Origin of the sequence: Rhodococcus sp. T2V, from assembly GCF_029269925.1 — a bacterium.
In the GTDB taxonomy this organism is placed as follows: Bacteria; Actinomycetota; Actinomycetes; order Mycobacteriales; family Mycobacteriaceae; genus Rhodococcus_F; species Rhodococcus_F koreensis.
Genome location: NZ_JARJBD010000026.1, coordinates 44,111 through 66,942, shown reverse-complemented (window position 1 = coordinate 66,942; position 22,832 = coordinate 44,111). Strand labels below are relative to the sequence as shown.

The window sequence follows — 22,832 nt, the reverse complement described above, 5'->3', positions numbered from 1 at the left end:
CGGGAGAGACTCAGCGGGCCGTCTTGCGGGTGAACGATGTGATCGCCCACACAGCGCCGACGGCGGCGATTCCGGCGCACCACGACACCGCCGGTAACGCCGTGTCGCCGACAGGTGTGCCCAGCAGCAGGCCACGGACCGTTTCGATCACCGGGGTGACGGGCTGGTTCTCGGCGAAACCGTGCAACCAGCTCGGCATGGTGTCGGTGGGAACGAACGCGCTGCTGACGTATGGCAGGAACAGTAGGAGGAATGTGAATCCGTTGGCGGCTTCTTCGCTGTCGGCGACGAGTCCGAGCGCGGCGGCGAGCCAGGAGATCGCGAGGATGAACAGTGCGATGAGCGCGAGCGCGGCGAGCCACTGCATCGGTCCCGCCGTGGGGCGGAATCCCATGATCACGGCGACGCCGATCACGACGAGCGACGTGACGAGGTTCCGTGCGACGCTCGACACGACATGACCGAAGAGGAAGGCCGAGCGCGCGACCGGCATGGACCGGAAACGGTCGACTATGCCGTGCACCATGTCTCCGGTGACGCTCACTGCGGTCTGCGAGGAGCCGAAACCGGCGCAGAGCAGGATTATTCCGGGCACCACGTAGTCGAGGTACCCGGTCCGGGTCTGCATGGCCCCGCCGAAGACGTACACGAACAACAGCAGCAGCATCACCGGAAGAGCGACGCCCATGATCATCGTCTCGGGAGTGCGGAGCATGCGGGTGAGGCTGCGACCGGTCATGGCCGCGGCGTCGTCCACGGCGGACCGTATGCCGGTGGTCATCGGGCTGTCACCTCGTTCCGGGTAAGGGACGGGTTCGACGTGTCGGTGAGCGCGAAGAAGACGTCGTCGAGATCGGGGGCGTGGAGCGAGAGCGTGTCGACGGTGACACTCTGGTCGTCGATCCGTCCGAGGAGTGACTTCAATTGGCCGATGCTCCCGTCGGTGGGCACCTGGATCGCCAGACGCTCGGTGTCGAGGACGGCGTCGCCGAAGGCGCGCGCGACGTGGTGCAGTTCGGACGGCTGCGTGAGCGTCAGCTCGAGGTGGCCGCCGGGAACGAGGCGTTTCAGTTCGGCGGGGGTGCCCTCGGCGACGACCCCGCCTCCGTGGAGAACGGCGACCCGGTCTGCCAGGCGGTCGGCTTCCTCGAGGTACTGGGTGGTGAGAAAGACGGTGACGCCGTCGTCGACGAGGCGCCGGACCATCTCCCACATGCTCTGACGGCTGCGGGGGTCGAGTCCGGTGGTCGGTTCGTCCAGGAAGATGATGTCGGGACCGGAGATCAGGCTCATCGCCAGGTCGAGGCGCCTGGTCGTGCCGCCCGAGTACGTTCCTGCGCGGCGGGCTCCCGCGTCCACCAGGTCGAACTGTTCGAGCAGTTCGCGCGTGCGTCTCCGGCCGTCCGCCCGGCCGAGGTGGCTCAGCCGGGCCATGAGCCGGAGATTCTCCTCGCCGGTGAGGAGGTCGTCGACCGCCGCGTACTGTCCGGTGAGGCTGATCTTTCGCCGGACTCCCTGCGGGTCGCGCCGGAGGTCGTGGCCGGCGACGGTCACCGTGCCGGCATCCGGCGGTGTCAGCGTGGACAGGATGCGGACCATCGTCGTCTTACCCGCCCCGTTGGCGCCGAGGAGGGCGAACACGCTGCCGCGTGGCACGTCGAGGTCGATGCCGTTCAGGACGGCGACGTTTCCGTAGCTCTTGCGCAATCCCCGGACTGAAATGGCCGACTCCGAAAACTGTGTATCTCGTATATTCATGGTGTGCAGCGTACGCAGTTTTAGGATGAGCGCAAGACCCCGACGAAGTGGACCCGTGCATGCGCTCACCGAACGACCTTCCCGACGACCGCTCCACCGCCACTCTGCCCAAGGCGGTCCGGCTGGCATGGGGGATCGAGGAACCGGGGACTCGCGGACCGCGGAAAGGGCTCAGCCTCGAACGGGTGGTCGATGCGGCCATCGAGGTGGCGGACGCCGAAGGTCTTGCGGGCCTGTCCATGAGCCGGGTCGCGAAGCAACTCGGGTTCACCACGATGTCGCTGTACCGGTACGTCGACAGCAAGGACGATCTGGTGGAGCTGATGGCCGATCGGGCCATCGGTCAGCCCAGTGGGCTCGTTGTATCGGGTGGATGGCGGGACCGGCTCGAATCCTGGGCGCTGGGCGAGTATCGGGCGGTCCGGGCGCATACCTGGTGGCCGGAGGTGACCATCTCCGCGCCCCCGACGGGTCCCAACAACCTGGCCTGGTTGGAAGCCGGACTGCGGGCGGTGTCCGACACCGGACTCGCCGAGGACCGGAAACTTCAAGTGGTGCTGAATGTTTCGCTGTTCGTGATCGGGCGAGCGCGATTTGCGCTCGATCTCGAACGCTCGGCGGGAGTGGAACAGGTCGATTACTCCCGCATGCTTCCCCTACTGCTCGACGAGACGCGGTTTCCCGCGCTGCGGGCGGCGATCGAGGGCGGTGCCTTCGATTCGGGGGATGCCGACGATGCGCACTGGCTCGAACACGACTTCCGGTTCGGTCTCGATCGGATGCTCGACGGCATCGAACGATTCACGGGCGGCTGACGAGGCGCAGCCGCCCGTCGCGCCGATCAGACGGACAGGTCCCGCCGCAGTTTCGCGACGTGGCCGGTGGCCCGGACGTTGTACTGGGCCACCTCGATCTTCCCGTCCTCGTCGACGAGGAACGTGGACCGGATGACGCCCTGCACCGTCTTGCCGTACATCTTCTTCTCGCCGAACGCGCCCCACGCCTCGAGGGTGGTCTTCTCGGGGTCGGACAGGAGCGGGAACGTCAGTTCCTCGTTGTCGCGGAACTTGGCGAGCTTGGCCGGCTTGTCGGGGGAGATGCCGATCACGTCCAGGCCTGCGCCGTTGAGGTCGGCGAGATTGTCGCGGAAGTCGCAGGCCTGTTTGGTGCAGCCCGGCGTGCTCGCCGCCGGGTAGAAGTACACGACGACCTTGCGGCCACGGAAGTCGGCGAGCGACACGTCGTTGCCGTCGGCGTCGGGCAGCGTGAAGGCGGGGGCGGTGTCTCCGGGGGTGAGTCTGCTGTTGTCGGTCACGAGAAGTGAGGCTACCGGGCAGGGGCGACAGTGGGCCGAAGGGCGATTGGGGGAGATGGCGACTGGGGAGACGGGGTCGCAGGCCGGGAGTTCTCGTCTACGGTTGACTCAAGTGTGGGAACGTCGCGGTAGCGTCGCTCTCGCTGATCGAACAAGTCGAACAAGTTGGAGGACACGTGCCCAGGGACACCGAGAGTATCGAGCGCGAGATCGAGAACGCGCGTAATCAGCTCGCGAGCACTCTCGACGAATTGACGGTCCGCACCAACCCGAAGCGGCTCGTGGAGAACACGAAGCGGACGCTGATCGCGAAGCTGAACGAGCCGGCGGTCAAGTACGGACTGATCGCCGTGGGTGCGGTGGCAGGGCTCCTGGTGCTCCGCAGGGCGTTGCGCTGAACGACCCCCGGTGACAACGGGCCGTCGGAGGTGAAGTTCGCAGTGACTTCACGTTCCGGCGGCCCGTTCGTCATCTGACCGCCTGCACGGTCCGGTGAGATGGTGACAACAAGAAAGGCCCCCATCCTCGTGAGAGGATGGGGGCCTTCGTGCAAGTGCGCCCACAGGGACTCGAACCCCGGACCCAGTGATTAAGAGTCACTTGCTCTACCAACTGAGCTATAGGCGCTCGCTCTTGCGAGACAGAACATTAGCGGGTCGCTTCTCGGGAATGCAAATCGCCTGGTCGCGACTCCCCGTGACGACCCCGTCCGCAGGGGGGTGCGTAACAAGAGCGCCGCTGGTCACGATTGATATTCGAACGTTATTGAGCGGCCCGGCGGGTGGTTGGAACCGGTCTCCAGTGGCTGGCATCATTGGAGACCACACGGTCTCGACGTGCCGATTCGTCTTGCGAAGGCGAGGGACGTGCCGGCTTGAACGTGAATTCGGAGCGAGGACGTGAAGTGGGGTTATCCATGGGTGTGGGGCGTGGCGGGCGCATGCGGGCGCAATCGGTGAGATCCGTCTCGAAGACGGCGACGATTGTGGCGGCATCACTCGTATTCGCAGTGTCGATCGCAGGGTGCACCGTCTCCGGTGCCGACAGCGTCACGTCGGAAGGTGAGGCGCCGATCGATTCCAATCCGGTCACCGAACTCATCAAGCCGAAGCTGACGGCGTCGGCAGTCGATGGTGCAGTGGGATTCTCGCCGGGACAGCCGGTGACGGTGACGGTTGCCGACGGCACGCTGGCGAAGGTCACCATGCTCAACCCGGAGGGTGAACCGGTCGACGGCGCCATCGCCCCCGACGGGTTGTCCTGGGTCAACACGGAGCCGCTGGGCTACGACAAGGAGTACCGGCTCGAGGTGAAGGCGAACGGGCTCGGTGGCGGCACCGTCTCGACGTCCGAATTCACCACCAGCGCGCCCGGAAACGTCACCAAGCCGTACGTGCTGCCGTCGGAGGGCGACGTCGTGGGCATCGGTCAGCCGATCGCCGTCCAGTTCGACGAGAACATCCCCGACCGCAAGTCGGCGGAGTCGGCGATCACGGTGACGACGAATCCGCCCGTCGAGGGTGCGTTCTACTGGGTGAACAACCGCGAGGTGCGGTGGCGTCCGCAGAACTACTGGGCACCCGGCACCGCCGTGGACGTGAAGGTCGCCGTGTACGGCCGGGATCTCGGTGACGGCCTGTTCGGTCAGGAGGACGTCCACACGGCGTTCACCATCGGCGACGCCCTCGTCGCGACGGCGGACGACAACACCAAGCAGGTGACGTTCGAGCGCAACGGCGAAGTCATCATGACGATGCCCACGTCGATGGGTAAGGACGACACGCCCACCGACAACGGCGTCTACATCATCGGCGACCGGTTCGCGAACCTCGTCATGGATTCGTCCACGTACGGTGTGCCCGTCAACTCCCCGCAGGGATACAAGACTCCCGTCGACTGGGCCACACGAATGTCGTACAGCGGCATCTTCTTCCACTCGGCGCCGTGGTCGGTGGGGCAGCAGGGCTACTCGAACGCGAGCCACGGCTGCCTGAACCTCAGCCCGTCCAACGCGAAGTGGGTGTACGACAACACGAAGCGCGGCGACATCGTCGTCGTCAAGAACACGCTGGGCGGCACCCTGTCGGGCACGGACGGCCTCGGTGACTGGAACATCCCGTGGGATGTGTGGAAGGCGGGCAACGCCAACGCCTGAGCGCAGGCGCGAAGACCAATCGCAAAGAGGAAAGCCCCCGGCCGAGGCCGGGGGCTTTCCGTGTGGGGTGAGTGACGGGACTCGAACCCGCGACAGCCAGGATCACAACCTGGTGCTCTACCAACTGAACTACACTCACCATGCGCTTCAGGCACCGCCCGGGGGCAGTAACTTCGGCGAGGAAGATACTAGCGCGTCCGGTGCCCGAGAAGCCAATCGGTATCTCAGGCGGGCCCGAGTTCCTCGACAACTGCGGCGATATCGCTGGTAGACGGTCCGGGCTCGGACACGAACGCCGTCTTCCGGTAGTACTTCAACTCCCGGATCGACTCCTTGATGTCGGCCAGGGCGCGGTGGGCGAGACCTTTTTCGGGCTGACCGAAGTAGATCCGCGGGTACCAGCGCCGGGACAGTTCCTTGATGGAGCTGACGTCGATCATGCGGTAGTGCAGGTAGGTGTCGAGGTCCGGCATGTCGCGGGCGATGAACCCACGGTCGGTGGCGATCGAGTTGCCGGCGAGCGGCGCCGTGCCTGCGACGGGTACGTGTTCGCGGATGTAGGCGAGCACCTGCTGCTCGGCCTCGGCGAGGGTGACCGTGGATTTCCGGACCTCGTCGGTCAGCCCCGAGTTCTCATGCATCTTGGTCACCACGTCGGGCATCGCCGCGAGCGCGTCGTCGTCGGCGTGGATGACGATGTCGACACCCTCACCGAGTACGTTCAACTCGCTGTCCGTGACCAGAGCCGCGATCTCGATCAGCTTGTCGGTACCGAGGCGGAGCCCGGTCATTTCACAATCGATCCACACAAGTTTGTCCTGCACCAGGAACACAGTAGTCACGTGTGTGACGGGATAAGGTCTGCGGTGGACACTTTCTCCCGATGTGTGCGATCCGAGGAGGGCTTGGATGACCCGGCAATCGCAGGACGGCGACGCGACCTCGACCCCGGCGGAAAGGGCGGCGGCGGCGAGGGCGGCAGCCGCCGAGGCAGCCAGGGTGGCGGAGGAGGCGGCGGCAGCAGCGGACGCGGCGGAGCAGGAGGCCAGGGACGCGGAGGCGGCGGAGAACCGTGCTCCTGCAGGCGTCGCCGCCCCGTCCGGTGCCGCGGCGGACATCGCGGCCGGGTACTCCTCGGAGGGTGCGGCGCTGGAACTGGGAGCCGTGGTTCTGGGCGGCGCCGTGGATCCGGCGGCCCGCGTGCGCATCCCTCTCGCGACGATCAACCGGCACGGACTCGTCGCCGGCGCCACCGGGACGGGAAAGACGAAGACGCTGCAGGGTATTGCCGAGCAGTTGTCGGCTGCAGGGGTTCCCGTGGTGATGGCCGACGTGAAGGGCGACCTGTCGGGTCTGTCACAGCCGGGCGAGGCCACCGGCAAGATCACCGCCCGGGCGGCCGAGACCGGCGACGACCAGTGGCGGCCCGCGGGATCCCCCGTCGAATTCCTCTCGCTGGGAACGGAAGGCCTGGGTATCCCCGTCCGCGCGACCATCACCGCGTTCGGGCCGATCCTGCTCGCCAAGGTGCTCGGGCTCAACGAGACTCAGGAGTCCACGCTGGGGCTGATCTTCCACTGGGCCGACGTCCAGGGGCTCGCGTTGCTCGATCTGAAGGATCTGCGATCGGTCATCGCGCACCTCACGAGCGACGAGGGCAAGGCGGATCTGAAGGGCATCGGCGGCGTGTCCCCGGCCACGGCCGGTGTGATCCTCAGGGCCCTCGTCACTCTCGAAGCCGACGGCGGCGACACGTTCTTCGGAGAACCCGAACTCGAGACCGAGGATCTGCTCCGGGTGATCGACGGCACGGGTGTGATCACGTTGTTCGAGTTGGGTGCCCAGGCCGCGCGCCCGGCACTGTTCTCCACCTTCCTGATGTGGGTGCTGGCGGATCTGTTCCAGACCCTGCCCGAGGAAGGCGATCTCGACAAACCCAAGCTCGTCTTCATCTTCGACGAGGCACACCTGCTGTTCGCAGACGCGTCGAAAGCGTTCCTGCAGCAAGTGGAACAGACCGTGAAGCTCATCCGCTCCAAGGGCGTGGGGGTGTTCTTCTGCACGCAGTTGCCGACGGACGTCCCGAACGCGGTGCTGTCGCAACTCGGTGCCCGCATCCAGCACGCGCTGCGCGCATTCACGCCCGACGACCAGAAGGCGCTGACCAAAACGGTACGAACGTACCCGACCACGGAGAACTACGACCTCGGGAAGGCCCTCACGTCATTGGGTATCGGCGAGGCGATCGTGACGGTCCTGTCGGAACGGGGCGCGCCGACGCCGGTGGCATGGACGAGGATTCGGCCTCCCCGCTCGCTGATGGACACCATCGGCACCGACGCGATCACGGCTGCGGCGTCGTCGAGCCCGCTGTATGCGAAGTACGGGCAGACCGTCGACCGGGAGTCGGCGTACGAGAAGCTGACGGCCAAGGTCGCCGGGGCGCCGGCCGCGGAACCGGGCCTCGACCTGCCCCCGCTGCCCGACCTGCCGCCGCCGGTGCCCGCGCAGCCGGAGGGGCCGAACATGGCCGAGCAGATCCTCGGGAACTCCGCGGTGAAGAGTTTCCTCCGCTCGGCCGCGTCGGCCGCAGGCCGCGAGATCTCCCGCAGCATCTTCGGCACGGGGCGACGTCGCAGGCGGTGACTAACTGCCCAGCTTCTTGTAGAACGTCCCGACGATCGGTGCGACCACCGCGCGCGGGCTGTACTGCCCGGCAACGGACATCGCCTTGCTGATGATGCCGGGCACGACGCGCATCTTGTTGTCGGCCAGGCCGTCGAGCGACACCTTGGCGGTGTATTCGCTGGAGATCCACAGGAAGTCGGGCACCAGCCTGTCCACGATCGACGCATCCGCCGGATCGGGCTCCTCGGTGCGCACCGGGCCGGGGGCGAGCAGGGTGACATTCACGCCCGTCCCCTTGAGTTCGCCGCGCAGCGATTCGGAGAACGTGTTGACGAACGCCTTGCTGGCCGCGTAGGTGGCGTTGTGGGGGATGGGCATGTTGCCCGCCGCCGAGCCGACCATCAGGATCGCCCCGGACCCGCGTTCGATCATCCCGGGCAGCACCGCGAGGGTGAGGTCGTGCACCGCAACGGCGTTGAGTTCCACCTGGGCCCGCTCGTACGCGGGGTCGAGTCCGGCGACGGGCCCGAACGTGGCGATACCCGCGTTGTTGCACAGGACGCTGACCTCACGGCCCGCCAGTTCGGTGACGAGTGCGGCCCGCGCGTCCCGATCGGACAGGTCGCACGCGCGCACGTCGACCTCGACGCCGTACTGGTCGCGCAGGGTCCCGGCGAGGGACTCCATCACCTCGCCGCGGCGCGCGACGAGGATCAGGGAGTGGCCCCGGGAGGCCAGATCGGCGGCCAGCGCCTCGCCGATTCCGGACGAGGCGCCGGTCACGACGGCGCGGGCACTGGGGGTGGGGTTCGGCAAGCTCACGGTCAGCAGCGTAGTGCGTCAGATGCGGGCCGCGAGCCGGGTGCCCTGCTCGATGGCGCGCTTGGCGTCGAGTTCGGCGGCGACGTCCGCGCCGCCGATGACGTGGGTGGTGACGCCTGCGACGGTCAGGTCGTCGACGAGGTCACGCACCGATTCCTGGCCCGCGCAGATCACGACGTTGTCGACGGCGAGGGTGCGGGGCTTCTCCCGCTTGGCGCCGAACGTGATGTGCAGGCCGTCGTCGTCGATGCGCTCGTAGTTGACCCCGGACAGTTCCTGGACGCCCTTGCTCTTCAGCGCCGCCCGGTGGACCCAGCCGGTGGTCTTCGCGAGTCCCGCGCCGATCCGGCCGCTCTTGCGTTGCAGCAGGTACACCTCACGCGGCGACGGTTCGGGAATGGGTGTGGTGAGAGCGCCCGCCGCGGCCTCGGGTTCGGTGACACCCCACTCCTGCTTCCATTCCTTCAGATCGAGCGTCGGGGAGTGCTCGTGGGTGAGGAACTCGCTGACGTCGACGCCGATCCCGCCGGCCCCGATCACGGCGACCGACCGTCCGACGGGCTTGCCGCCCCGGACGACCTCCGGATACGTGAGCACCTTCGGGTGGTCGATCCCCGGAATGGACGGGACGCGGGGCGTGACGCCGGTCGCGACGATCACCTCGTCGTACGTGCCGACCAGCTCGGCCGCGGTGACGCGGGTGTCGAGCCGGACGTCGACACCGGCGAGCGGCAGCTGGCGGGTGTAGTACCGGATGGTCTCCGCGAACTCCTCCTTGCCGGGAATCTTGCGGGCGATGCCGAACTGGCCGCCGATCTCCGAATCCGCCTCGAACAGGGTCACCGAGTGGCCGCGCTGGGCCAGACCGAGCGCCGCGGACAGTCCCGCGGGGCCTGCGCCGACGACGGCGACCCGCTTCGCGGTCCGGGTGGGGGAGAGCGTCAGTTCCGTCTCCCTGCCTGCGCGTGGATTCAGCAGGCACGACACGTGCTTGCGGACGAAGGCGTGGTCGAGGCACGCCTGGTTGCACGCGATGCACGTGTTGATCTGGTCGGGGGTGCCCGCCTCCGCCTTCCGCACCCAGTCGGGGTCGGCGAGCATCGGGCGTGCCATCGAGATCAGCTGTGCGTCACCGCGGGTCAGGATCTCCTCGGCGACCTCGGGCATGTTGATCCGGTTCGACGCGGCGACGGGGATGGTCACGTGCTTCTCGAGTTTGCCGGTGATGTCGGCGAACGCGGCCCGCGGTACCGACGTCACGATCGTGGGGACGCGCGATTCGTGCCAGCCGATGTCGGTGTTGATGATGGTTGCGCCCGCCGTCTCCACTTCCTGTGCCAGCGCGACGATCTCGTCCCAGGTCTGACCGCCTTCCACGAGGTCGGCCATCGACAGGCGGAAGATGATGATGAAGTCGGGGCCGACCGCCTCGCGCGTGCGGCGGACGATCTCGACGGCCATCCGGCGGCGGTTCTCGGGAGTCCCACCCCACTCGTCGGTGCGCTTGTTGGTGCGCTCGCACAGGAACTGGTTGACGAAGTAGCCTTCGCCGCCCATGATCTCGACGCCGTCGTAATTCGCCTGCTGCGCGAGCCGTGCGCAGCGAACGAAGTTGCGGATCTGCCGGCGGACGCCGCGGCCGGTGAGTTTGCGGGGCCGGAACGGGTTGATCGGGGCCTTGATCGACGAGGCGGAGACACTGAACGGCTGGTAGCTGTACCGGCCTGCGTGCAGGATCTGCAGGGCGATCTTGCCGCCCTCGTCGTGCACCGCCTTCGTGATCGCGCGGTGCCTGCGGGCCTCGGCACGGTTGGTGAGCTTCGCGCCGAACGGCAACAGCCAGCCCGTCCGGTTGGGCGCGTAACCGCCGGTGACGATCAGCGCGACCCCTCCGCGGGCGCGCTCGGCGAAGTACTCCGCCAGCCGGGGGACGTCCTTGGCGCGGTCCTCGAGTCCGGTGTGGATGGAGCCCATGATCACCCGGTTCTTCAGCGTCGTGAAGCCGAGGTCGAGAGGGGCGAGCAGCTGGGGAAACTGTGTCATTGGCGGCGTGTCCTTATTGTGAGAGCGCGTCGAGTACTTCTTGACACCAGTCGGCGAACCCCTCCTCGACGCGGATTCCGCCGCGCAGGACGAGGTACTGGTGCAGGGCTGCGCCGGAGAGCTGGTCCGGTGCGGGAAAGTCGCGTTTTTCGATCATGCGGTAGACCTCGAGCCGGGCGGCGTGGCCGTCGCGGTGGCGGGCGACCTCGGCCGTGAGTGCGGCGACGTCACCGTGTCGAGTGGCGCGGATCTTCACTGCCAGCTCGTTGCGCAGGTGGTTGGGCTCGGTGGGTTCGGCGATCCATCGCGCGAGTTCCGCGCTTCCGGCCGCACTGACCCGGTACACCTTCTTGTCGGGTCGACCGTCCTGCGCCACCACCTCGGCGTCGACCCATCCCGCCTCGTCCATGCGTTTGAGGACGCGGTAGATCTGCTGGTGGGTGGCGCTCTGGAAGAAGCCGATGGACCTGTCGAACCGGCGCGCCAATTCGTAACCCGAGCCGGAGTGCTCGGTCAGGGAGACGAGGAGCGCATGTTCGAGTGCCACGAACCGAAGTATGTATGCAACGAGGTGCGTATGCAACTGAGTGCACACTTAGTTCCTCCCGTCCGAACGGGACGCTCGTCGCGTCAGACCGCACGAACTCTCCGTTCACTCGCATAGGCTCGCGGGCATGAGCACCGACGTTCGTCCGCCGGCCGGGATCGGCGAGGCCGCGACGCGTAGACAGGTCGTCGCGTGGGGGCTGTGGGACTGGGGTTCGGCGGCCTTCAACGCCGTGATCCTCACGTTCGTCTTCTCCGTGTACCTGACGGACGCCGTGGGGGAGGACCTGCCGGGGTCGATCTCCGCGAGCACGTGGCTGGGATGGTCGCTGGGCATCGCGGGCTTCCTCATCGCCGTGCTCGCCCCCGTCACCGGGCAGCGATTCGACGCTGCGGGACGACGTAAATGGGCGCTCGGCGTTCTCACCTTCGCGACGGTCGGGTGCATGGCGGCGATGTTCCTCGTCCGCGACTCCTATCAGTACCTGTGGCTCGGACTGGTGCTACTGGCCGCGGGTTCGGTGATCTTCGAACTGGCCGGCGTCCCGTACAACGCGATGCTCAGGCAGGTGTCCACGCCGGCGAACATCGGCCGGGTGTCCGGGTTCGGCTGGGCGATGGGCTATTTCGGTGGAATCGTGCTCCTGCTGCTGTGCTACTTCGGATTCATCGCCGGTGACGGCGACACTCGGGGATTCCTCGGACTCACCACCGACGGCGGCCTGAACATCCGGATGGTGGCGCTGCTGGCCGCCGTCTGGTTCGCGGTCTTCGCGATTCCCGTCCTGCTGAAGGTCCCCGAGCTGGCCCGTCCGCACGCGGACCCGGGCGCGGACAAGGCCGGCTTCGTCGAGTCGTACCGAGTGTTGTGGCGGGATCTGCGCGACCTCTGGTCCGCCGACCGGCGCACCGTGTACTTCCTGGTGGCGAGTGCGCTGTTCCGCGACGGACTGGCCGGTGTCTTCACGTTCGGCGCCGTCCTCGCCGTCAACGTCTACGGCATCAGCGCCGGGGACGTGCTGCTGTTCGGTGTCGCCGCCAACGTCGTCTCCGCGCTCGGCGCGCTCACCGCAGGCCGATTCGACGACCGGATCGGCCCCAAGACCGTGATCATGACGTCCCTCATCGCGATGATCGTCGTCGGTGTCGTCCTCACGGCGGTGTCGGGACCGGTTCTGTTCTGGATCTTCGGACTGCTGCTGTGCCTGTTCGTCGGTCCCGCGCAGTCGTCGGCGCGCACATTCCTGGCCCGGATCACACCGCCCGGCCGGGAGGGCCAGATGTTCGGTCTCTACGCGACCACCGGTCGCGCGGTGTCGTTCCTCTCGCCCACCCTGTTCGGGTTGTTCGCCTGGTGGTTCGCGGCGGATCGGGCCGGAATCATCGGCCTGGTGATCGTGCTCGGGATCGGGCTCGCCGCGCTGACCGTGGTGAAGGCGCCCGAGCGCGACTAGCGCCGCGCGCGATTGTCGTCGATCCGGAGCTTCTCCGGGAACAGCCGCCGCTGCGTCAGCCAGCCCCCCGCCGCCACGGCAATCCAGATCAGCGTGGCGAAGAACTGCTGGGTGCCCTCGTTCGGATCCTCCAAGAAACGTAGCGGGGGGATGGCCAGGCCGAGCCCGGTCAGCACCAAGCTGGCGCCGCCGAGTGCCGTGAGCCACAGCAGCGCCCGCGCCCGGTACCGGTCGGCGACGAACCCGCAGGCGACGGCGAGCGCGACGATCACGATTCCGCTCAGGATCCAGCTGGCGTCATCGGGTTGCAGAACGCGACTGAGCTTCGCTCCGATCACCGCGCCCGCGATGATCCCGATGAAGAATGCCGCGAACTTGAAGACCAGAGTGGTGGCCGCCCACACCACGACCGCACCGATCGCCGCGACCAGGAACGTCGTTCCGAGCGACAGCGACAGCAGGTCGGACACGAGCCAGCCGAGGCCGAACCCGGAGGCGAGAACGGCGACGTGCAGTGAACCGACACCGGCGAAGCACAGAACCGCGCCGACCACAAGGATTGCGATGCCACTCATGGTGCCCTCCCAGGGTGCACGAGACGAGTAGTGCCATCACACCAGACGTGTCGCCGCCGAGGGAGGGGAACTGCCGATTATCCAGTCGCCCGAGCGCGATCGAGGATCGCCTTCGCGAGTGCCTCCGGGCACTCCTCGGGGATCCAGTGCGTGGCGCCGTCCAGGACGACGAATTCGTACGGCGCATCGACGAACTCACCGCACCGCTCGGCCGCCGCGCGACCCATTGCGATGTCGCCGGTGCTCCAGACGTACGTCGTGGGAACGGTGACGGCGGGTGTCTCCGCGAAGTCGCTCGTCATCGCCCGGTACCAGTTCAGCGCGGCGGTCAGCGCTCCCGGTTCGCCGAGCAGTGCGACATGCTCGTCGACGAGTGCCGGCGCGACGACGTCGCCGAACATCGCGCGCAGCGCCTGCGCGTCGTCGCGGAGCAGGACCCGTTCGGCCTTGCCCTCGGTTCTCAGGAGGCGGATGTAGGAGGAGCGTTCCTTTTGATCGGCGTCCTCGCGCAACGCCCAGCCGAACGCGGCGGGATGGGGCACCGAGACGGTGGTGAGCGAGGTGATCCGGTCGGGGTGCCGCGCCGCGACGATCCACGCCACGGCGGCGCCCCAGTCGTGGCCGACGAGATGCGCCGTGTCGAGGCCGAGCGCGTCGAGGAGCCCGACGACGTCCGCGACGAGGTGGTCGATCCGGTAGGCGTCGACTCCGTCGGGTCGCGCATCGGGCGAGTAGCCACGCTGGTTCGGCGCATACGTCCGCAGACCGGATTCGTTCAGCAGAGCGCTCACGGGGGCCCAGGACGCGGCGCTCTCCGGGAACCCGTGCAGCAGAACGACGGGGGTCCCGTCGTCCGGACCGCTGGTCGTGACGTCGATCGTCAGATCTCCGAGGGTGACGTGCGCGTGTTCCGAGGTTGGCAACATGCCCCCACCGTACGGCGGGCGACCTACTTCTTTCCGGGATTCCACCCGCTCATGCCGAGCATGATCAGGCGTAGTTTCCGCTCGGCGCGCGCGACGACCTCGGCCTCGCTTCGGCTTCCGGGACGATCGGCCTCGAGGAGATCGACGACGACGGCGAACATGGTGGACACGATGAGGTCGGCCGCCATCTCCAGGTCGTCGTGGTCCCAGTTCTGCAGGCCGTCGATGCGGGACAGGTCGACTGTGAGTTCGCTGACGAACAGCTTCATCTCGGTTGCGATCGCACGGCGAATTTCCGGGACGCCGCCGTAGCGTTCGCGGCTGAGGAACCGGAACTGCGCCTCGTGGGTGCGGACCTGCCGCACGAGGATGTCGAGCGACGCGCCTGCACTCTTGGTACTCGGGGTGCGGCGGGCGTCGCGCAGCATCTGCCGCAGAATCCGCATGCCCTCCTCGACGAGCACCACGCCGAGTTCCTCGATGGACGCGAAATGGCGGTAGAACGCGGTGGGCACGATTCCCGCGGTGCGGGCGATCTCGCGCAGGCTCACGCCGGCGAAACTGCGGTCCGCCATCAGGTCGAGCGTGCCGTCGAGGAGGGCCTTCCTCGTGCGCTCCTTCCGCGCTGCCCTGCTCTCGGGTTCGGCGCCGGTCGACTGACTCACGGCAGTGAGTGTATTCGCGGGGGAGAGCGCCGCCACCACCTCCGGGTGTTCGCGTTCGTCGTCCGGCATGCGCATCCGATCCCCGCCTCGGGTGTGCGTGCGGTCACATTGTGATTGACAAGTTCCTGTCTCCCTCTGTCACACTATTGTCAGTGTACAAGCGTGCACTCAAATGGAGGAGGCTGACGTGTCAGTTGCCCACACCGGTCGTCCGGCGGAGGGACGCAGGTTCTCGCTGCTGTCGTTGTTCGAGGCGATGGCCACTCCGCACCAGCTCGACCGCTACCTCGAACTCGTCACGCCGATGGTCACCGTGCGCGACCTCCGCGCCGAAGTCGTCGAGGTCCGGCGGTCCACCGCCGACACCGTCACTCTCACGCTGCGCCCCACCCGCCAGTGGCGTGGATTCCGCGCGGGGCAGTTCGTGCAGGTGGGGGTCGTGATCGACGGGGTTCGGCACACCCGCTGCTACTCGCCTGCCAATGCACAGTCGTCCACCGACGGACACGTCGAGTTGACGATCAAGGCGCATCCCGACGGGCTCGTCTCGCAGTACCTGCACGCGCAGGCGCGCCCCGGACTCGTGCTCGACCTGTCTCAGGCCGCGGGCGAATTCACCCTTCCGTCTCCTCGTCCGCGCCGGCTGCTGCTGGTGAGCGGAGGCAGCGGAATCACCCCGGTTCTGTCGATGCTGCGCACCCTCGTCGACGAGGAGCACGTCGGAAGCATCACTTTTCTGCACTACGCGTACACCGAAAACGACGTCGCGTACCTCGACGAGTTGCGGGCACTCGCGGACGCGAACGCCAACGTCTCCCTCGTACTGGCGTGCACCGATCAGGAGGCCGGCGGGCACCTGCACGGGTTCTTCGGTCTGGAGCACCTCGACGCGGTGGCGCCCTGGTACGCCGACGCGGAGACGTTCCTGTGCGGCCCGCCCGGACTGATGCGCGGCGTCCGGGAGGTGTACCGCGAACTCGGCATCGAGGACCGTCTGCACACCGAGGAGTTCGCTCCCGCCGCAGCCCCGGCGGAAGGGGAGGCCGGCGGCGCGGTGTCCTTCACCGCCAGCGGCATCACCGCGGACAACTCCGGCGCGACGCTGCTCGAACAGGCGGAGGCCGCCGGACTTCATCCGGAGTACGGCTGCCGGATGGGCATCTGCTTCTCCTGCACCACGGTGAAGACCTCGGGGTGCACCAGGAACGTCCGCACCGGCGACACCGACACCGACTCGGACAAGGCGATCCAACTGTGCGTCTCGGTTCCGGTGGGCGACGTCGCCCTCGACATCTGACTTTCACGACATCAACGTTTGGAGACCGACATGTTTGGACTCTCACTCTCGTTCCTCCCGTTCGTCGGCGGCACCGACGGTTCCCGTAACGCCGCCCCGGTGGTGCTCAGCCACGACCAGGTCGAAGAGATCGGCAGGGAACTGGACGCCCTCCGCGACCGGACGGTCGCGGACCTCGGCGCCGAGGATCGCGAGTACATCTACAAGATCATCAAGGCCCAGAGGGGATTCGAGGTCGCAGGCCGCGGTTTGATGTACCTCGGCTTCTTCCCGCCGGCCTGGATCGCCGGCGTCGGCGCCCTCGGCGTGTCGAAGATTCTCGACAACATGGAGATCGGCCACAACGTCATGCACGGTCAGTACGACTGGATGCGTGAACCCGGCCTGAACTCCCGGGTGTTCGAATGGGACACCGTCTGCCCGGCCGATCAGTGGAAGCACTCCCACAACTACATGCACCACACGTACACCAACATCCTGGGCCGCGACCGGGACATCGGCTACGGCATCCTGCGGATCGACGAGGCGCAGAAGTGGAACCCCTACTACCTGGGGAACCCGGTCTACGCGTTCCTGCTGATGATGCTGTTCGAGTGGGGCGTCATGATGCACGACCTGGAAGCGGAGAACGTGATCCAGGGCAAGCGGAAGTGGCACGACGTCAAGCCGCTGCTGAAGGGCTGGTGGCGCAAGGCGGGCAGGCAGGTGCTCAAGGACTATGTGATCTTCCCGGCGCTCACCGGGCCGCTGTTCGTCCCCACCCTGCTCGGCAACGTGACCGCCAACCTGATCCGCAACGTGTGGGCGTACTCCATCATCTTCTGCGGCCATTTCCCCACCGGCGTGCAGAGTTTCACCGAAGACGAGACCGCGGAGGAAACCCGCGGCGAATGGTACGTCCGGCAGATGCTCGGCAGCGCGAACATCGAGGGAAGCCCGCTGTTCCACATCATGTCCGGCAACCTGTCACACCAGATCGAGCATCACCTGTTCCCGGATCTGCCCGCTCACCGGTACCCGGAGATGGCTCCCGTCGTGAAGGCGCTGTGCGAGAAGCACGGCCTGCCCTACAACACCGGCGGCTTCTTCAAGCAGATCGGCTCCGTGTGGGCGAAGATCTTCAGGTTCGCACTGCCGCCCGGTCTCGTCTCGTCCGACGCCCCTCCCGGTGTTATCGTCGAGCGGCAGAAGACTGCAGCCTGAGAGGCGTAACACATGGTGGGGAAGTTCGAGCGGCGCAAGGACACCGTGCAGGAGTTGACGGAGTCGGCGGCCACGCACGTGGGCCAGATCGCGACGATCATCGCGGGCGCCGTCCGGGACGTCACCCGGGAGATCGGCGACTGGGTGTCCGACGGTATCGAGATGCGCGAGGCCGCGAAGAAGGCCCGCGAAGACGAGGACGAGGGCGAGACGGTCGACTGACGTCGTTGTCCGGGGTGGGGCGCGGCCGGCGACGGGCGCGCCCCACCTTGTAGCTTCTGTCAGATGACGCCCAGCGAGATCATGGCGTCGGCGACCTTCACGAAACCGGCGATGTTCGCGCCGTGCACGTAATCGCCCGGCATGCCGTACTCTGCGGCCGTGGCGACGGTCCGTTCGTGGATGCCGCGCATGATCCCGGCCAATCGCTCGTCGGTGTATTCGAAGCCCCACGAGTCGCGGGATGCGTTCTGCTGCATCTCGAGTGCCGATGTCGCGACCCCGCCCGCGTTGGCCGCCTTGCCCGGCGCGAATGCCACGGCGGCATCGCGGAACACCTGGACGCCCTGCGGGGTGGTCGGCATGTTCGCGCCCTCGGCCACCGCCTGCACACCATTCGTGACCAGGGTCTTGGCTGCTGCTTCGTCGAGTTCGTTCTGGGTGGCACAGGGGAGCGCGACGTCGCACGGCACGTCCCAGATGGAACCGTTCGGCACGAACCGGGCGTGCGGCACGGTGTCCGCGTATTCGCTGATCCGTCCGCGCCGCACCTCCTTGATCTCTTTCAGGAGGTCGAGGTCGATGCCCTTCTCGTCGACGACGTATCCGGCGGAATCGGAGGCCGCGATCGCGATTCCGCCGAGTTGGTGCACCTTCTCGATTGCGTAGATCGCGACGTTCCCGGAACCGGAGACGACGACGGTCTTGCCGTCGAGTGAACTGTTCGCGGTCTTCAGCATCTCGGCGACGAAGTAGGCGACGCCGTACCCGGTGGCCTCGCGACGCACCTGCGAGCCGCCCCAGGTGAGTCCCTTGCCGGTGAGGACGCCCGACTCGTAGGAGTTGGTGAGGCGCTTGTACTGGCCGAACAGGTAACCGATCTCGCGCCCGCCGACCCCGATGTCACCTGCGGGCACGTCGGTGTATTCACCGATGTGGCGATGCAGTTCGGTCATGAACGACTGGCAGAAGCGCATGATCTCGGCCTCGGAACGGCCCTTGGGGTCGAAGTCGGAGCCGCCCTTGCCGCCGCCGATCGGGAGTCCGGTGAGGGCGTTCTTGAAGATCTGCTCGAACCCGAGGAACTTCACGATTCCCAGGTTCACGCTGGGGTGAAACCGCAGGCCACCCTTGTAGGGGCCGAGCACACTGTTGTATTGCACGCGGAAACCGCGGTTGACGTGCACGTTGCCGGAATCGTCGACCCACGGCACCCGGAAGATGATCTGGCGTTCGGGCTCGCACAGTCGCTCGATCAGTCCGGAATCGGCGTAGTGGGGACGGTGCTCGAGCACGACCTGGAGCGATTCGAAGACCTCCGCGGCTGCCTGGTGGAACTCGGGTTCTCCGGCGTTCCGCAGGCGGACCTGCTCGTAGATCTCTGCTACCCGGTCGCGCGTTGACACCGATTCACCTGCCTGACGTGTGAGGAATTCTTTACCTGACGTTTACATCGGAGACTATAGACCGCTGTCAGGAGGTCCTGTATCGGGCCGTGCGGGGGAGGTCAGGGCTCCCGTCGGGGTGTGCGGGAATGCATTGCGACAGTGGTGTTCTCGACGGCCTCGCCGCAGTGCGCGCAGCGGTGTTCCAGTTCCAGCGAGTGCCCGCACTCGTGCACGAGCACCGACGGGGCCTCGTCGACGGCCCATTTGCTGCCCCACTGGAACAGGGAGAGCAGTAGTGGCCGCAGGTCCTCGCCCGCGGGGGTGAGGTGGTACTCGAAGCGGGGTGGGTGCTCGGAGTACTGCCTGCGTTCGATGACGCCGACCTCCTCCAGCTTGCGCAGTCGCGCGGTGAGGATGTCGCGGGAGACGCCGATGTAGCCCGCGATCCGGTCGAAGCGGTGCACGCCGTAGGACAGTTCGCGGATCACCAGCATCGACCAGCGGTCGCCGATCAATTCCATGGTGGCGGCGATGGCGCACGGCCTCGGCGCCAGGGGCATGCGGTCCATGACGATCTCGGGTGTTGCTGGCTGGGTGTCGCCGTTGCTCATGCTTCCCATCATAGAGGGTTGTGTTTTCCAACTAATAGGGATTACTGTCGTCGGCATTGTTAGTTGGAAAATCAGACTTACTCACTCGAAGGGGTCGTCATGACCACGATTCACGATCGAACGGTGCTGGTCACCGGGGCCAATCGCGGGCTCGGCCGGGCCTTCGTCGCCGAGGCGCTCGCACGAGGAGCGCGCACGGTCTACGCGTCGGCGCGCGACACGTCCACGATCGACGGGCATCCGCGGGTCGTGCCGGTCCAGCTGGATGTCACGAACCCCGAATCGGTTTATGCCGCAGCGGAACTCGTAGGGGATCTCGGCGTGCTGATCAACAACGCCGGGATCCTCGTCGGCGAGTCGCCGCTCACGGGCGATCTCGACGGGATGCGCCGTGAACTCGAAACCAACCTCTACGGCCCGCTCAACGTGACGCGCGCGCTCGCGCCGATCATCGCCGCCAACGGCGGTGGCGCGATCCTCAACGTGCATTCCGTGCTGTCGTGGCTGGCGATCGGCGGCTCCTACAGCGTCTCGAAGGCCGCCCTGTGGAGTGCCACCAACGCCATGCGCGCCGAACTCTCGGCGCAGAACATTCAGGTGGTCGGGCTGCATCTCGGCTACATGGACACCGACATGACCAGTGGTCTGGACGTGGAGAAGATCTCCGCGGCCGAGGTTGCGCGACTGGCCTTCGACGGTATCGAGTCCGGCGCCCACGAGGTGCTCGCCGACGACACCACCCGCACCGTCAAGGCGGCGCTGTCCGGCGACCTCGACGTCCTCTATCCGCAGCCCGCGCAGAGGGGAGCCGCATAGTGAACGCATTCGGAAACGGTGAGGTGTCGACGGTCGAGAGCCTGCCGGACGCCGGTGAGTGGGGTGAGATCCGGTCGAAGATCGTCGAATGGCACGACCCGGTGGGTCCGGCGCGCACGGCCCGGAAACTCGACGGCCTCACCTACCTGCGGGCAATCCTCGACGGCAGCGTTCCGGCGCCGCCCATCGCCAGCCTGATGAACCTGCGGTTCCTCGACGCCGAACCCGGGAGGGTGGTCTTCGCGCTCGATCCCGACGAGTCGCAGTACAACCCGATCGGCGCCATCCACGGCGGCGCCGTGTGCACGCTGCTCGATTCGGTCGCCGGCTGCGCCGTGCACACCACGTTGCCCGCCGGGTGGGGGTACACCTCGGTCGAGATCAAGGTCAACTACATCCGCGGGGCGACCCGCGACTCCGGGGCGCTCACCGCCACTGGTGTCGTGAAGAAGGCGGGCCGCCGCATCGCCTTCGCGGAAGGGGAGGTCACCGACTCGCAGGGCCGCCTGGTGGCCACCGCCACCAGCACGCTGCTGGTGTTCGAGGTTCCACCACAGGGTTGACGCAGGACGGTCGGGAAACCCGCCACCCGCGGAGGGGGGTGGCGGGTCCCGATGCACCGTTGCCCCGTCGGGTTGGGGCGATGCGTGAACAAGACTAATCAGTCGGTTTGCTACGCGCGAGTACGGGACACCGCCGCCGGTCGAAGCGGCCCTACGACATACCGAAGTTTGATGTACTGAATTCCGTCCTCATCAGCGTCATTCCCGGAGCGGTCACGGAAGGCACACCCATGGGCACGATCACCACGCAGGACGGCACGGAGATCTTCTACAAGGACTGGGGAACCGGTCAACCCATCGTGTTCAGCCACGGCTGGCCGCTGTCGGCCGACGACTGGGACGCCCAGATGCTGTTCTTCCTCCAGCACGGCTATCGAGTCATCGCCCACGACCGGCGCGGGCACGGACGCTCCACGCAGACCGGCGACGGCCACGACATGGACCACTACGCCGACGACCTCGCGGAGTTGACCGCACACCTCGACCTCCACGACGCCATCCACGTCGGCCACTCGACCGGCGGCGGCGAGGTCGCGCACTACCTCGCGCGACACGGCGAGAGCCGAGTGTCGAAGGCCGCACTGATCAGCGCGGTGCCGCCGCTGATGGTGAAGACGGAGGCGAACCCGGGCGGCCTGCCCAAGGCCGTGTTCGACGATCTGCAGGCGCAACTCGCGGCCAACCGTTCCGTCTTCTACCGCGACCTGCCGTCGGGGCCGTTCTACGGATTCAACCGGCCGGGCGTGGAGTCCTCGGAGGCGATCATCGAGAACTGGTGGCGGCAAGGGATGATGGGCGGGGCCAAGGCCCACTACGACGGCATCGTCGCCTTCTCGCAGACCGATTTCACCGAAGACCTGAAGAAGATCACGGTACCGGTGCTCGTGATGCACAGCGAGGACGACCAGATCGTTCCCTACGCCGACGCCGGACCCCTGTCCGCGAAACTTCTCGTCAACGGGACGTTGAAGACGTATAAGGACTTCCCCCACGGCATGCCCACCACGCAGGCGGAGACGATCAACGCCGATCTGCTGGCCTTCCTGAAGGGCTGACGCCGGTGTTCCGATCGTCGTGAGACGCGCGTCCCGCCTCGCTCGCCGTACCGGATGCGTCGCGGCGCTCGGGTGCGTCGTGGTGTCCGGTTGTGGCACCGCGGCGGACGACCCCGCGCCCACGACAACTCCGACGGCGACTGCGGGCAGATTCGTTCCCGGTGCCGGTGACCGTTCCGGGTTGGTCGATATCGGTGGGGGCCGCCACATCTACCTCGAGTGCCGCGGTTCCGGTTCGCCCACGGTCGTGCTCGTCGCCGGGGCCGGGGTCGCGCGGGACATCGAGACGAACGGCCGGAACCATCCCGGTGCGGAGACACCCGACTATCCCGCCACGCTCGCTGCGCTCGAGACGATGCCCCCGCTGCCTGCGATGCCCGCCGCCGTCCTGACTTCGGACGAGCCGTTCGACTATCTCGGGATCGGCGACGCCGACACGTACTGGCCGCAGTGGCTCGACGCCGCCGCGCTCCTCTCGACCGCCCTCGATGCCACCCACATCACGCAGACCGGTAGCGGTCACTTCATCGAGAACGAGAATCCCGCCCTCGTGGTCGAGCAGATCTGCTCCGTGATCGCCCCGGCAACGAGTTGCCCCGGTTCGTGAGGGCCGGGCTCGGGCGGACGGGCAGCCCCGATCCCTGACTGTGCAGGTGATCGGGGGTTTTCGCCGTCTGAGGCTCCGTTGAACGAGTGCCCCCGGCAGGATTCGAACCTGCGACCAAGAGATTAGAAGGCTCTTGCTCTATCCCCTGAGCTACGGAGGCGCGCAGCAAATATTACCTGCCGCCCC

At 67.0% G+C, this 22,832-nt stretch carries 24 protein-coding genes and 3 tRNA genes; 12 read left to right on the top strand and 15 right to left on the bottom strand.

Going from position 1 to position 22,832, the window contains the following annotated elements; genetic code table 11:
• Positions 1-10: 10 nt before the first annotated feature.
• Together P3H15_RS22280 and P3H15_RS22275 are read right to left on the bottom strand one after the other, a co-directional pair.
• Positions 11-781, bottom strand: coding sequence for an ABC transporter permease (locus P3H15_RS22280; RefSeq protein WP_276139236.1), 771 nt, complete (start codon positions 779-781; stop codon positions 11-13).
• A complete protein-coding gene (locus P3H15_RS22275) occupies positions 778-1,758 on the bottom strand; it encodes an ATP-binding cassette domain-containing protein (RefSeq protein ID WP_276139235.1) in 981 nt (326 codons plus the stop codon). The genes P3H15_RS22280 and P3H15_RS22275 overlap by 4 nt, the downstream gene beginning before the upstream one ends.
• A gap of 59 nt (positions 1,759-1,817) precedes the next feature.
• Here P3H15_RS22275 and P3H15_RS22270 point away from each other — a divergent pair, with 59 nt between their 5' ends.
• Complete coding sequence (locus P3H15_RS22270) at positions 1,818-2,573, top strand: TetR/AcrR family transcriptional regulator (RefSeq protein ID WP_276139234.1); 756 nt, start codon at positions 1,818-1,820, stop codon at positions 2,571-2,573.
• Between the two features lie 26 nt (positions 2,574-2,599).
• Here the strand turns inward: P3H15_RS22270 and bcp are convergent, their stop codons facing one another.
• Positions 2,600-3,073 (bottom strand): thioredoxin-dependent thiol peroxidase, encoded by a 474-nt coding sequence (bcp, locus tag P3H15_RS22265; RefSeq protein ID WP_276139233.1) that lies wholly within the window; start codon positions 3,071-3,073, stop codon positions 2,600-2,602.
• A gap of 176 nt (positions 3,074-3,249) precedes the next feature.
• Between bcp and P3H15_RS22260 the strand changes: the two genes are divergently transcribed.
• Complete coding sequence (locus tag P3H15_RS22260; RefSeq protein ID WP_206010578.1) at positions 3,250-3,471, top strand: DUF3618 domain-containing protein; 222 nt, start codon at positions 3,250-3,252, stop codon at positions 3,469-3,471.
• 156 nt (positions 3,472-3,627) lie between these two features.
• Here P3H15_RS22260 and P3H15_RS22255 read toward each other — a convergent pair.
• A tRNA-Lys gene (locus P3H15_RS22255) sits at positions 3,628-3,700 on the bottom strand.
• A 289-nt stretch (positions 3,701-3,989) separates the two neighbouring features.
• Between P3H15_RS22255 and P3H15_RS22250 the strand changes: the two genes are divergently transcribed.
• Positions 3,990-5,228 carry an Ig-like domain-containing protein gene (locus P3H15_RS22250; RefSeq protein WP_276139232.1) on the top strand — a complete coding sequence of 413 codons (1,239 nt, stop codon included), beginning with the start codon at positions 3,990-3,992 and terminating at the stop codon, positions 5,226-5,228.
• 63 nt (positions 5,229-5,291) lie between these two features.
• On the opposite strand, the gene P3H15_RS22245 is transcribed toward P3H15_RS22250, so the two are convergent.
• A tRNA-His gene (locus P3H15_RS22245) sits at positions 5,292-5,367 on the bottom strand.
• An 85-nt stretch (positions 5,368-5,452) separates the two neighbouring features.
• Positions 5,453-6,052: an oligoribonuclease gene (orn, locus tag P3H15_RS22240; RefSeq protein ID WP_276139271.1), complete on the bottom strand. Its 600-nt coding sequence runs from the start codon at positions 6,050-6,052 to the stop codon at positions 5,453-5,455.
• Positions 6,053-6,137: 85 nt separating this feature from the next.
• Between orn and P3H15_RS22235 the strand changes: the two genes are divergently transcribed.
• The gene (locus P3H15_RS22235; protein ID WP_276139231.1) at positions 6,138-7,874 is read left to right on the top strand and encodes a helicase HerA-like domain-containing protein; all 1,737 of its coding nucleotides are present in this window, start codon (positions 6,138-6,140) and stop codon (positions 7,872-7,874) included.
• On the opposite strand, the gene cmrA is transcribed toward P3H15_RS22235, so the two are convergent.
• Genes cmrA through P3H15_RS22220 form a run of 3 tightly spaced genes read right to left on the bottom strand, consistent with a single transcriptional unit; the run spans position 7,875 to position 11,268 of the window.
• Complete coding sequence (cmrA, locus tag P3H15_RS22230) at positions 7,875-8,678, bottom strand: mycolate reductase (RefSeq protein ID WP_095865085.1); 804 nt, start codon at positions 8,676-8,678, stop codon at positions 7,875-7,877.
• A gap of 18 nt (positions 8,679-8,696) precedes the next feature.
• Positions 8,697-10,721: an NADPH-dependent 2,4-dienoyl-CoA reductase gene (locus tag P3H15_RS22225; RefSeq protein WP_276139230.1), complete on the bottom strand. Its 2,025-nt coding sequence runs from the start codon at positions 10,719-10,721 to the stop codon at positions 8,697-8,699.
• A gap of 13 nt (positions 10,722-10,734) precedes the next feature.
• Positions 10,735-11,268: a PadR family transcriptional regulator gene (locus tag P3H15_RS22220; RefSeq protein ID WP_276139229.1), complete on the bottom strand. Its 534-nt coding sequence runs from the start codon at positions 11,266-11,268 to the stop codon at positions 10,735-10,737.
• 127 nt (positions 11,269-11,395) lie between these two features.
• Between P3H15_RS22220 and P3H15_RS22215 the strand changes: the two genes are divergently transcribed.
• Positions 11,396-12,721, top strand: coding sequence for an MFS transporter (locus tag P3H15_RS22215; protein ID WP_276139228.1), 1,326 nt, complete (start codon positions 11,396-11,398; stop codon positions 12,719-12,721).
• Here the strand turns inward: P3H15_RS22215 and P3H15_RS22210 are convergent.
• From P3H15_RS22210 to P3H15_RS22200, 3 genes are all read right to left on the bottom strand, one after another.
• Entirely contained in the window at positions 12,718-13,296 is a 579-nt protein-coding gene (locus P3H15_RS22210) for a DUF4203 domain-containing protein (RefSeq protein ID WP_276139227.1), read from the bottom strand. The genes P3H15_RS22215 and P3H15_RS22210 overlap by 4 nt on opposite strands.
• 77 nt (positions 13,297-13,373) lie before the next feature.
• Positions 13,374-14,222, bottom strand: coding sequence for an alpha/beta fold hydrolase (locus tag P3H15_RS22205; protein ID WP_276139226.1), 849 nt, complete (start codon positions 14,220-14,222; stop codon positions 13,374-13,376).
• A gap of 23 nt (positions 14,223-14,245) precedes the next feature.
• Complete coding sequence (locus tag P3H15_RS22200; RefSeq protein ID WP_276139270.1) at positions 14,246-14,956, bottom strand: TetR family transcriptional regulator; 711 nt, start codon at positions 14,954-14,956, stop codon at positions 14,246-14,248.
• Positions 14,957-15,074: 118 nt separating this feature from the next.
• Between P3H15_RS22200 and P3H15_RS22195 the strand changes: the two genes are divergently transcribed.
• From P3H15_RS22195 to P3H15_RS22185, 3 genes are read left to right on the top strand one after another with little or no spacing between them, the layout of a single operon-like run.
• Positions 15,075-16,184 (top strand): ferredoxin reductase, encoded by a 1,110-nt coding sequence (locus tag P3H15_RS22195; protein ID WP_276139225.1) that lies wholly within the window; start codon positions 15,075-15,077, stop codon positions 16,182-16,184.
• Between the two features lie 30 nt (positions 16,185-16,214).
• On the top strand, positions 16,215-17,387 hold the full coding sequence (locus P3H15_RS22190) for an acyl-CoA desaturase (protein ID WP_276139224.1): 1,173 nt from the start codon (positions 16,215-16,217) through the stop codon (positions 17,385-17,387).
• Between the two features lie 12 nt (positions 17,388-17,399).
• Complete coding sequence (locus P3H15_RS22185) at positions 17,400-17,609, top strand: hypothetical protein (protein WP_276139223.1); 210 nt, start codon at positions 17,400-17,402, stop codon at positions 17,607-17,609.
• A 59-nt stretch (positions 17,610-17,668) separates the two neighbouring features.
• Here P3H15_RS22185 and gdhA read toward each other — a convergent pair whose 3' ends face one another.
• A complete protein-coding gene (gene gdhA, locus P3H15_RS22180; protein ID WP_276139222.1) occupies positions 17,669-19,012 on the bottom strand; it encodes an NADP-specific glutamate dehydrogenase in 1,344 nt (447 codons plus the stop codon).
• A 101-nt stretch (positions 19,013-19,113) separates the two neighbouring features.
• Positions 19,114-19,617 (bottom strand): helix-turn-helix domain-containing protein, encoded by a 504-nt coding sequence (locus tag P3H15_RS22175; RefSeq protein WP_276139221.1) that lies wholly within the window; start codon positions 19,615-19,617, stop codon positions 19,114-19,116.
• A gap of 87 nt (positions 19,618-19,704) precedes the next feature.
• Between P3H15_RS22175 and P3H15_RS22170 the strand changes: the two genes are divergently transcribed.
• The 4 genes from P3H15_RS22170 (at position 19,705) to P3H15_RS22155 (ending at position 22,646) form a co-directional block, all read left to right on the top strand.
• Positions 19,705-20,421 (top strand): SDR family oxidoreductase, encoded by a 717-nt coding sequence (locus P3H15_RS22170; RefSeq protein WP_276139220.1) that lies wholly within the window; start codon positions 19,705-19,707, stop codon positions 20,419-20,421.
• On the top strand, positions 20,421-20,984 hold the full coding sequence (locus tag P3H15_RS22165) for a PaaI family thioesterase (RefSeq protein ID WP_276139219.1): 564 nt from the start codon (positions 20,421-20,423) through the stop codon (positions 20,982-20,984). The genes P3H15_RS22170 and P3H15_RS22165 overlap by 1 nt, the downstream gene beginning before the upstream one ends.
• 230 nt (positions 20,985-21,214) lie before the next feature.
• Positions 21,215-22,039 carry an alpha/beta fold hydrolase gene (locus P3H15_RS22160; RefSeq protein ID WP_276139218.1) on the top strand — a complete coding sequence of 275 codons (825 nt, stop codon included), beginning with the start codon at positions 21,215-21,217 and terminating at the stop codon, positions 22,037-22,039.
• Between the two features lie 19 nt (positions 22,040-22,058).
• Positions 22,059-22,646, top strand: a complete 588-nt coding sequence (locus tag P3H15_RS22155) for a hypothetical protein (protein WP_276139217.1) — start codon at positions 22,059-22,061, stop codon at positions 22,644-22,646.
• An 87-nt stretch (positions 22,647-22,733) separates the two neighbouring features.
• Here P3H15_RS22155 and P3H15_RS22150 read toward each other — a convergent pair.
• A tRNA-Arg gene (locus P3H15_RS22150) sits at positions 22,734-22,806 on the bottom strand.
• Between the last annotated feature and the right edge of the window lie 26 nt (positions 22,807-22,832).